The organism is Bacteroidales bacterium (genome assembly GCA_018334875.1).
Taxonomy (GTDB): domain Bacteria; phylum Bacteroidota; class Bacteroidia; order Bacteroidales; family UBA12077; genus JAGXLC01.
Genome location: JAGXLC010000012.1, coordinates 23,932 through 34,035, shown reverse-complemented (window position 1 = coordinate 34,035; position 10,104 = coordinate 23,932). Strand labels below are relative to the sequence as shown.

Sequence of the window (10,104 nt, the reverse complement as noted above, 5' to 3'; positions counted from 1 at the left end):
GGCCACTTACCAGAAAGGTAAACATTGGGAATGAGCCCATTTCCAATACCATCTGGGGATTAAACGGATCTTACCGGAGCGAGTCTCCGTTTCTTACCCAACTGGTTGATGGAATCCCTTTTCTGGATACAGAGGAACAATCCAGCATCAGATTTGACGGTGAATTTGCCCACCTCATACCAGGTCACTCCCAAGCCATAGAAAAAGAGGGTGTTTCTTACATAGACGATTTTGAAGGTAGTGAAACGGCCATTGACATGAAAAACCCCTCTGCCTGGGTCTTGGCAAGTACACCGCAGGGACAGCCGGAGCTCTTTCCGGAAGCCAGTTTAATCGACTCTTTACCATATAATTATAACCGGTCCAGGCTGGCGTGGTATCATATAGATCCGTTATTCCTGAGAGAAAACAGCCCGAATATGCCCCAGCATCTAAAAAGCAACCCAGACCAACGTTCCAGCCACTTTGTCCGGGAAATCTATGAGAAAGAATTGTTCCCAAACAAAGATAATCCGAATGATATTCCGGCAAGCATACAAGTATTAAACCTTGCATTTTTCCCTGATGAAAGGGGTCCTTATAATTACGAACACGAACCTTCGGGGGAGGGGGGAATATCAGCGGGTATTCAATCCGACGGATCGCTCAAAGAGCCGGAATCAAGATGGGGAGGGATCATGAGAGAAATCAACACCACCGATTTCGAAGAGTCGAATGTGGAATATATTGAGTTCTGGCTTATGGATCCCTTTGTTTACGATTCGACCCGAACCAATGAAGGAACATTATATTTTAACCTGGGGACAGTTTCGGAGGATATTTTAAAAGATGGAAGAAAAAGCTTTGAAAACGGACTCCCAACCTCTGAACAGATAAGCATGGTGGATACCACATCATGGGGGCGGATACCGATCTCCCAATCGCTGGTAAATGCTTTTGATAATGATCCCGAGGCCAGGAAATTTCAGGATGTAGGTTTGGATGGAATCAGTGATGAAGAGGAGCAGACTTTTTTTTCCGAATACCTTGACAATTTAAATGAAAACCTTTCTGATGAAGCTTTTGACAAATTTCTGGAGGACCCATCTAATGACAATTACCACTATTATAGAGGAAGTGATTACAACAGCGAGAAAAAGGGAATCATTGAAAGGTATAAAAAATACAACGGGATGGAAGGCAATTCTCCAACCTCGGAACAATCACCGGAAAATTACCCCACTTCAGGTAAAACACTGCCAGATGTTGAGGACATCAATCAGGATAATACCCTGGAAGAAAACGAAAATTATTACCAGTACCGGGTTGAGCTGGACCCCCGGGAAATGCAGGTTGGGGAAAACTACATTACAGATAAGGTAAAAAGACAAGTTGAACTTGCTAATGGTAACAAATCCGAGATTACATGGTATCAATTTAAAATTCCGGTAAGAAAACCGGACAAACGGGTAGGTGCAATCAGAGACTTCAAGTCCATTCGGTTTATGAGAATGTTTTTAAGGGAGTTTCAGGATTCGGTGATATTAAGATTTGCCAAGTTAAATCTGGTGCGCGGAGAATGGAGAAATTACACCAAATCATTGTATGAAGCAGGAGAAAATCTATCCGCCCCGGAATTCAGCAGGGGATCAATGAATATTTCAACTGTAAACATTGAAGAAAATGCCAACAAAACTCCTGTAAATTATGTACTTCCGCCAGGCATAGATCGTGTTATTGATCCGACCAACCCCCAACTCCGCCAGCTTAATGAACAGGCTATTGCATTCAATGTGCAAGAGCTTGAGGATGGAGATGCCCGTGCTGCATTCAAGAATATCGATATGGATGTAAGGCAGTTTAAAAAGCTGAGAATGTTCCTTCATACTGAAGCACTTGAAAATAAAATACTCAATGATAACGATCTGAGGGCCTTTATCCGTTTGGGAACAGATTACCGAAACAATTATTATGAATATGAAATTCCCCTTGATGTTACCCCACCGGGTTTCTACAACAACACAAGCGGTAGTGACAGAAAACAGGTTTGGAAAAACGAGATGGTTATTAATCTTAATGAACTTCCTGAATTGAAGCTTGAAAGGAATAATGCCATGCGGAAGGGCAATACCAACATCTCTATGAATACCATTTATAGTATGATAAGAGATGGAGCCAAAATTAGTGTTCGGGGAAATCCGAATCTAAGTAATTTAAAAACCATTATGATGGGTATAAGAAATCCTGACCAACAAGGAAATACACTATCAGAAGACGATGGTATGCCTAAATCGGGAGAAGTATGGATTAACGAACTCAGACTTAGCGATTTCAAAGAAGAGGGAGGATGGGCTGCCAGAGGAAGAATGTCAACCCAACTGGCAGATTTCGGAAGAATAAACGTATCCGGCAACACGAGCACGCCTGGCTTCGGAAGTATCGACAAAAAGGTAAATGAAAGAAATAAAGAAAAAACAACACAGTATGACCTTTCTACAAACCTTGATCTGGGTAAATTTTTTCCGGATAAGGCCGGTGTTAGAATCCCAATGTACCTTGGATATTCGGAAAGATTCATTACACCTCAATACAATCCGCTTAACCCTGACATTCAACTGGAAGATGCATTAGATGCGGCCGAAGACCAGCGTGCCCGCGATTCACTCAAAAAAATGAGCCAGGATTATGTACGAAGAAAAAGCATCAATTTCAACAACGTCAGAGTAACTCCTCAGAATCAAAACAACCCTGCCTTTTATGATATATCAAACTTCTCAATGAACTATTCCTATAATGAAATATTTGCAAGAGATATCAACACAGATTATAATCTCATGGAAGAATTCCAGGGTGGCCTTGTATACAACTTCAACACGAATCCACAGGCCGTCACTCCTTTTCAGGGTATCGGAGGAATATTCAACACGGATCTGTTCCGGATTTTAAGAGACTTTAATTTTTACTACTATCCTTCATCCATTACTGTCAGCACGAATTTGAGAAGGAGTTACAATGCCATACGACACAAAAGCATTGCCAACCCAAACGTCAGGTATCAACCCACATTTGATAAGAATTTTCTGTGGAACAGGCATTTTAACATCCAGTTTGACCTTACCCGCTCGTTAAAACTCAATTTCGACGCTACCAACCGAGCCCGCATTGATGAACCCAGAGGTATGGTTAATAAAAGAAAAGAACCAATACAGTACCAGTTCTGGAAAGATTCGGTAATGTCAAATATCAGAAACTTTGGCCGAAATACCGATTACAATCATAAATGGGAGGCCAATTACCGTGTTCCCATCAATAAATTGCCTTTGCTCGACTGGGTAAACGTCTCTGCAAGATTCAACGGAACTTATAACTGGCAGGCCGGGCCATTGCTTCATGACACCAGCTCCATCAATCTGGGAAATACCATCCGCAATTCAAATACCCTACAACTCAATAGCCAATTCAACTTCAATAATTTATATAATAAAGTAGGCTTCCTGAAAAAAATCAACCAGCAATCCAGGGGCAGAAACCAAACACAATATGAAACGGTTAATTACAACGAAGACAATGTAAGTTTCGAAGCGGGAGAACCGGAGAGGATCAATCACAATTTGATGACTGAAAACATTCAAGTAGAAGTATTTGACAATCAAGGAAGGAGAATCGACGGGTCCCATGAAATCCTCAACAAAAGGGCTATTACTTTTGAAACCAGTGAGGATTACCAGGATGCCAAAGTTGAGATACAGGGTAAAATTGAACAGACAGAAGGTCCTTTTCAGTTCATCGCTGAAAACCTTGCCCGGATTCTTATGGGAGTGAAAAACATATCCATTTCCTATTCACAGTCAGAGGGAAGCGAGCTACCAGGATTTCTCCCTAATCATCAATTCCTGGGCTTGAACCAGCTCAACAATCACCATGCACCAACCATTCCATTCATATTGGGATGGCAAAACGAAAATTTTGCCAATCTGGCAAAACAGAACAATTGGATTACCCGGGATCCAAATCTCAGCAGCCCCTTTACGCTAACCAACAATAAAAATTTAAACTTAAGGGCATCCATAGAACCTTTCCAGGGAATCCGAATTGATCTTAACGGTTCCAGAAGTGAGTCAAATAGCCAAAGGGAATATTATACTGCCGATAGTACCGGCACAATACGAAATTACGGGTTGCGGGAGCAGGGTAACTTTTCAATGAGTTTTCTTTCCATTGGAACTGCTTTTGACGAAATCAGCCAGGAAAACAACTATCATTCAGATGCTTTTGATAAGCTCAGGTCCAACAGAAAAAAAATATCACAAAGGCTGGCTGAACGAAGGAGGGAACAGTCTGAAGGAGGGTATGATCCATCCACTTCGGACAACCAGGGGTACTGGGACGGCTATGGACCCACCAGCCAGCATGTACTTATTCCGGCATTCCTGTCCGCCTACGGCGAATACGGTATCAATAACGCTCCGCTGGACAAATTCCCCATGATTCCTTTTCCCAATTGGAGGATAAATTTCAACAATTTAAGCAACGTGTCTTTTATCAAAGAAGTAGCCCAAAGTGTCAATATCAGTCACTCCTACAAGTCAACATATACGATAGGGAATTTTCTGCTTAATCCTGATTATACTTCATTGGAAGATAATCTGAGCCATTTAAGGGATGTGAAAAACAACTTCATCCCCAAATATGAAATCAATTCCGTAGCCATTAACGAGCAATTCAATCCACTGATTAACTTCGATGTTACATGGCAAAACAATCTTACTACCAGTTTTCAGATATCCAAGTCCAGAAGGGTCTCCCTTAGTTTTGCAAACAATCAGGTAACGGAAACGTTAAGTGACCAATATTCATTTAGTGTAGGATACCGGTTTGAAAATTTCAACCTTATTCTGGATTTTGGGGGTCAGAGGGAAGCCTTTCAAAATGATTTGAATATCAAAGGAAATGTTAAGCTTCGCGACAACCTGACCATTTTAAGAAAACTGGATGAAGATGTGGACGATATGCCTACTGCGGGTCAAAGAAATGTGGTAATAGGATTTTCCTCAGATTATGCGCTTAGTAATCGTTTAAACGTGCGTGTATTTTTCGACAGAAATGTGAACGAGCCCAAAATATCCCGCTCCTACCCTACTTCCAATACCAATTTTGGATTCAGTTTGAGATTTACTCTGGCAGAATAATTTTAATATAAAAAAAATTTGTATCTTTGATTTCAATTTAAATTAAAAAAACAAAAGTCATGAACATTCCTGAAAATCTTAAGTATACCAAAGATCACGAATGGATTAAAGTTGATGGAGATGAAGCTTACGTGGGCATTACCGATTATGCCCAGAATGAATTAGGCGACATTGTATTTGTGGAAATTGAAACAGAAGGCGAAAAACTTAAAAAAGAAGAAGTTTTTGGAACAATAGAAGCCGTAAAAACGGTTTCTGATATTTTCATGCCCATTTCAGGTGAAGTACAGGAAGTCAATTCAAAGCTTGAAGACTCACCGGAGATCGTCAACAAGGATCCATATGGAGAAGGATGGTTGATTAAAGTAAAACTGAGTGATAAGTCAGAGCTGGACGATTTATTGGATGCCTCCGCGTACAAAGAATTAATCCAGTCATAAACAATCACATTAAGGGTTTATTATAATAGCATCAAAAAAAGGTAAAAGGTCTGGTTGAAAAACTAGACCTTTTACCTTTTTTTCCTATGAGATGAGATTTAAGCCTTTTGTTGCTGAGAAGTGTCCAATGTCCTTTTCACTTCAACCTGCTTAAAGCCTTCGATATAATCTCCAACTTTAATGTCGTTGTAGTTCTTAACATTCAGTCCGCACTCATAACTTTCTCTCACTTCTTTTACATCATCCTTAAATCTTTTCAGGGATTCCAGCTCGCCCGTATAAATTACAATTCCATCACGAATGACCCTTACCCTGGAATTTCTTTCCAGTTTGCCATCTCTTACGATACAGCCAGCAACGGTGCCCACTTTCTTAATTTTAAAGGTTTCTTTCACTTCGGCATATCCTGTAATTTCTTCCTTAACTTCAGGGGTTAACATGCCTTCAAGGGCATCTCTCATGTCATTAATGGCATCGTATATTACTGAATACAAGCGGATATCAATTTGTTCTTTTTCTGCAATTTTTCTTGCATTACTTGAGGGTCTTACCTGGAAACCAATGATGATGGCATTGGAAGCTGCTGCAAGCAGGATATCCGATTCTGTAATCTGTCCAATTCCTTTATGAATAATATTTACCTGCAATTCTTCCGTGCTCAGCTTAGAGAATGAATCACTAAGGGCTTCAATGGATCCATCCACGTCACCCTTAACAACAAGATTTACCTCTTTAAAGTTACCAATGGCAATTCTTCTTCCTATCTCATCGAGGGTAATGTGTTTCTGAGTTCTCATATTCTGCTCCCGCTCAAGCTGACCCCGTTTATTGGCAATCTCCTTGGCCTCCTTCTCACTCTCCATAACATTGAACTTATCGCCGGCCTGTGGTGCTCCGTTTAAGCCAAGCAACTGAACCGGCTGCGAGGGACCGGCCGCCTCCAATCGCTGACCCCTCTCATTGAACATTGCTCTGACTCTACCCATGTGACTACCGGCCAATATAACCTCACCAACTCTCATTGTACCTCCCTGAACAAGCAGGTTGGCAATATATCCCCGTCCACGGTCCAACCATGACTCAATAACAGTTCCTTTAGCCTGTTTATTGGGATTGGCTTTAAGATCTTGAATATCTGATTCAAGCAATACTTTTTCCAGAAGCTCCTCTATATTGACTCCATTTTTTGCGGAAATATCCTGCGATTGATACTTTCCACCCCAATCTTCAACCAGGTAATTCATGTTGGCCAGTTCCTCCTTAATTCTTTCGGGACTGGCTCCTGGTTTATCAATTTTATTGATGGCAAATATAATGGGCACACCTGCAGCCGACGCGTGATTAATGGCCTCGATGGTCTGCGGCATGATATTGTCATCAGCCGCAACAACAATAATGGCAATATCGGTTATCTGAGCTCCTCTGGCACGCATGGCAGTAAATGCCTCGTGACCCGGTGTATCAAGGAAAGTGATACTACGCCCTTCCTCTACTTCAACGCGGTAAGCACCGATATGCTGGGTTATGCCACCAGCTTCGCCAGCTATAACATTTTCCTCTCTGATAAAATCGAGCAATGAAGTTTTTCCGTGATCTACGTGACCCATCACCGTAATAATGGGATCACGAGGCTGCAGGTCTTCCTCATTATCCTCATCTTCCTGTATGGCTTCGTGTACCTCGGCACTTACAAATTCAACCTTATAATTATATTCATCGGCAACAAGGGCCATGGTTTCGGCATCCAGCCTCTGATTAATCGAAACCAAAAGCCCCAGGTTCATACAGGTTTGTATAACATCGTTTACAGGAACACTCATCATTGTGGCCAACTCATTAACAGAAACAAATTCAGTAACTTTAAGTACATTCTTTTCTTGTTCCTGCTTTTCTTCTTCATCCTTCTGCCTTTGGTTTATTACATTGCGCTTTTCCCGTCTGTATTTTGCAGCCTTTGACTTGCCTTTGCTTTCTAACCTGGAAAGTGTTTCTTTGATTTGTTTCTGGACATCTTCCTCTTTAATATCTTTATGTACAGGTCGTTTCTTCTTTTTCTTTTTCCTGGTGTATTTCTTTTCGTCGGGTGCCGATTTCTTTTCGTCAATCTGAACCCTTTCTTTATCCTTATGGATTCTTTTCCTTCTTTTTCGCTTAGGCCTGAAATCCTCTTTAGAGCCTGCCTTTTCCCGTTCTTTTTCTTTTTCTTTACCGGTTGACTCTCCGGCAGATGTTTTTGAACCTTCTTCCGTCTCTTTTTTGCGGGCTCGCTTCTCCCTCTGTACTTTTTCCTTGGCTTGTCGCTCTGCTTCGCGTTCTTTTCTGGTTTTCTTGTCAGGCCTGGTTTTTTGATTCAGAGAATCCAGATCGATTTTTCCAACCACCTTAATTTTCTCTTTTTCCTCCTCTGAAATTTCTTCTTCAGAAATCTCTTCTTCAGAAATCTCCTCCTCAGAAATCTCCTCCTCTTTATGTTCCTCTTCCTGCTCATCCACTCCGGAATCTGTCTCTCCTGCTGTCTCCTCTGCAGGTTCTTCCGATTTCTCTTCCGCTTCTTCCTTCGTTTCTTTTTCCGTATCAACAGGTTCTTCTTTACCTTCCACCTGCTCCTCCTCTTTTTCAGCTTCCTCCTTAGGCACCTGCTCTTCTTTCTTGCTTTCTTCCTTCGGAGGTTCTTCTTTTTTCTTCTTCTTACTTTTGCCGAAAGAGTCCAGATCTATCTTTCCAATAACTTTGGGTTCAGTTGTTTCCTGTTGATCTTCTTCGCTCTTCTCTTCCTTTTCAGTTGTTGCTTCCTCTTCTTTTTCTTCGGTATCCTGTGCTTCTGCTTTTTTTCCACTTACATCCTTAATAAACAGCTCATCCTCTTTTTCCTCCTTATTCTTGTCCTCTGTTTCTGTTTCTGCTTCTTCTTCTTTTTTATCCATATCACCAACCGATATCGAGCTTTTCGTCTCAGAATAACTCTTGCCAATTTTTTCAGATTGTCTTTTTACATCAATTTCGGAACTATATTCCTTTAGCAATAATTCATATTGTTCAGGAGAAACCTTTGCATTCGGATTGGTGTCAACATTATACCCCTTCTTGTTGAGATAATCCACAAGCGTATGGATCCCAACATTAAATTCCTTAGCCACTTTACTTAATCGCTTTACTTTTTTGTCTGTTGCCATAAACCTTCCACAAATTATATTCTAAAAATCTTTTGTTGACAATAACGGTGCTAAAATATAATTAATATGCCAATTTATTCAAATTCTGATTTAAAAATTTCCGTGATCTCATCAACCGTTTCTCTCTCTAAGTCCGTTCTTCTCTCCAATTCTTCCTTGTCCAGCTCCAATACGCTTTTTGCCGTATCCAGGCCTACGGACTTGAGGACATCTAACACCCACTGCTCGATTTCATCGGAAAATTCATCTATATTAACATCCTCCTCGTCTTCCTGGGTCTCTCTGTAAACGTCGATCTCATATCCCGTTAACTGACTGGCCAGCTTTATATTCAACCCGCCTTTCCCGATAGCCAGGGATACTTCATCCGCGTCAAGAAACACTTCTGCACTTTTCTCTTCCTCATTGATCTTAATAGAATTCACTTTTGCAGGGCTCAGGGCTCTTTGAATAAAAAGCTGTGTATTTGTCGTATAATTGACAACATCAATGTTTTCATTTCTTAACTCCCTTACAATTCCATGAATTCTTGAACCTTTCATTCCAACACACGAACCCACCGGATCGATTCGATCATCATAGGATTCCACTGCAACCTTGGCCTTCTCCCCGGGAGCTCTTACTATTTTTTTAATCGTAATCAAACCGTCATAGATTTCCGGAACTTCAAATTCAAACAACCGCTCCAGGAATATGGGAGAAGTCCTCGAAATGATGATCAGGGGAGTATTGTTTTTCATTTCAGCTCTTATTACCACAGCTCGCAGCAAATCCCCCTTCCTGAAATGATCAGAAGGAATCTGCTCTTCTCTGGGTAATATCAGTTCATTGCCTTCATCATCCAGAATCAAAATCTCCTTCTTCCAGACCTGATAAACCTCTCCGCTGACAATCTGGCCTATTTTCTTCTTATATTTGGCAAAAACATTATTTCTTTCAATTTCAAGAATCTTTGATGTCAGATGTTGTCTGAGTGAAAGGATAGCCCTGCGACCGAAATCTTCCAGTTTAACCTCATCGGTTACCTCTTCCCCAACTTCATAATCATCATCGATTTTCCTTGCCTGCGAAAGGGGAATTTGCAGATTCTCGTCTTCTACCTCGCCGTCATTAACAACTTCTCTGTTTCTCCAGATTTCAAAGTCCCCTTTATCTATATTTATGATAATGTCAAAATTCTCATCGGTACCAAAGTGCTTAATGAGAGATTTGCGAAAAACCTCTTCAAGTACATTCATCATCGTTTCCCTGTCGATGTTCTTGAGGTCCTTAAATTCGGAAAAAGTATCAAATAAATTCGCAGTATCCATCTCTTTCATATTT

The 10,104-nt window shown here is 40.9% G+C and carries 4 protein-coding genes; 2 read left to right on the top strand and 2 right to left on the bottom strand.

Going from position 1 to position 10,104, the window contains the following annotated elements:
• A partial coding sequence (sprA, locus tag KGY70_02180) for a cell surface protein SprA (protein ID MBS3773972.1) occupies positions 1 to 5,168 on the top strand: 5,168 nt, incomplete at its 5' end.
• A gap of 59 nt (positions 5,169 to 5,227) precedes the next feature.
• A complete protein-coding gene (gene gcvH, locus KGY70_02175; GenBank protein ID MBS3773971.1) occupies positions 5,228 to 5,608 on the top strand; it encodes a glycine cleavage system protein GcvH in 381 nt (126 codons plus the stop codon).
• Positions 5,609 to 5,706: 98 nt separating this feature from the next.
• On the opposite strand, the gene infB is transcribed toward gcvH, so the two are convergent.
• Together infB and nusA are read right to left on the bottom strand one after the other, a co-directional pair.
• Positions 5,707 to 8,781, bottom strand: a complete 3,075-nt coding sequence (gene infB, locus KGY70_02170) for a translation initiation factor IF-2 (GenBank protein ID MBS3773970.1) — start codon at positions 8,779 to 8,781, stop codon at positions 5,707 to 5,709.
• A gap of 74 nt (positions 8,782 to 8,855) precedes the next feature.
• Positions 8,856 to 10,091, bottom strand: a complete 1,236-nt coding sequence (gene nusA / locus KGY70_02165) for a transcription termination/antitermination protein NusA (protein MBS3773969.1) — start codon at positions 10,089 to 10,091, stop codon at positions 8,856 to 8,858.
• Positions 10,092 to 10,104: the final 13 nt, after the last annotated feature.

Excerpts from the sequence above, each read along its gene's own strand:
- gcvH (MBS3773971.1), top strand. The coding sequence starts at position 5,228 with ATGAACATTCCTGAAAATCTTAAGTATACCAAAGATCACGAATGGATT.
- infB (MBS3773970.1), bottom strand. The coding sequence starts at position 8,781 with ATGGCAACAGACAAAAAAGTAAAGCGATTAAGTAAAGTGGCTAAGGAA.
- nusA (MBS3773969.1), bottom strand. The coding sequence starts at position 10,091 with ATGGATACTGCGAATTTATTTGATACTTTTTCCGAATTTAAGGACCTC.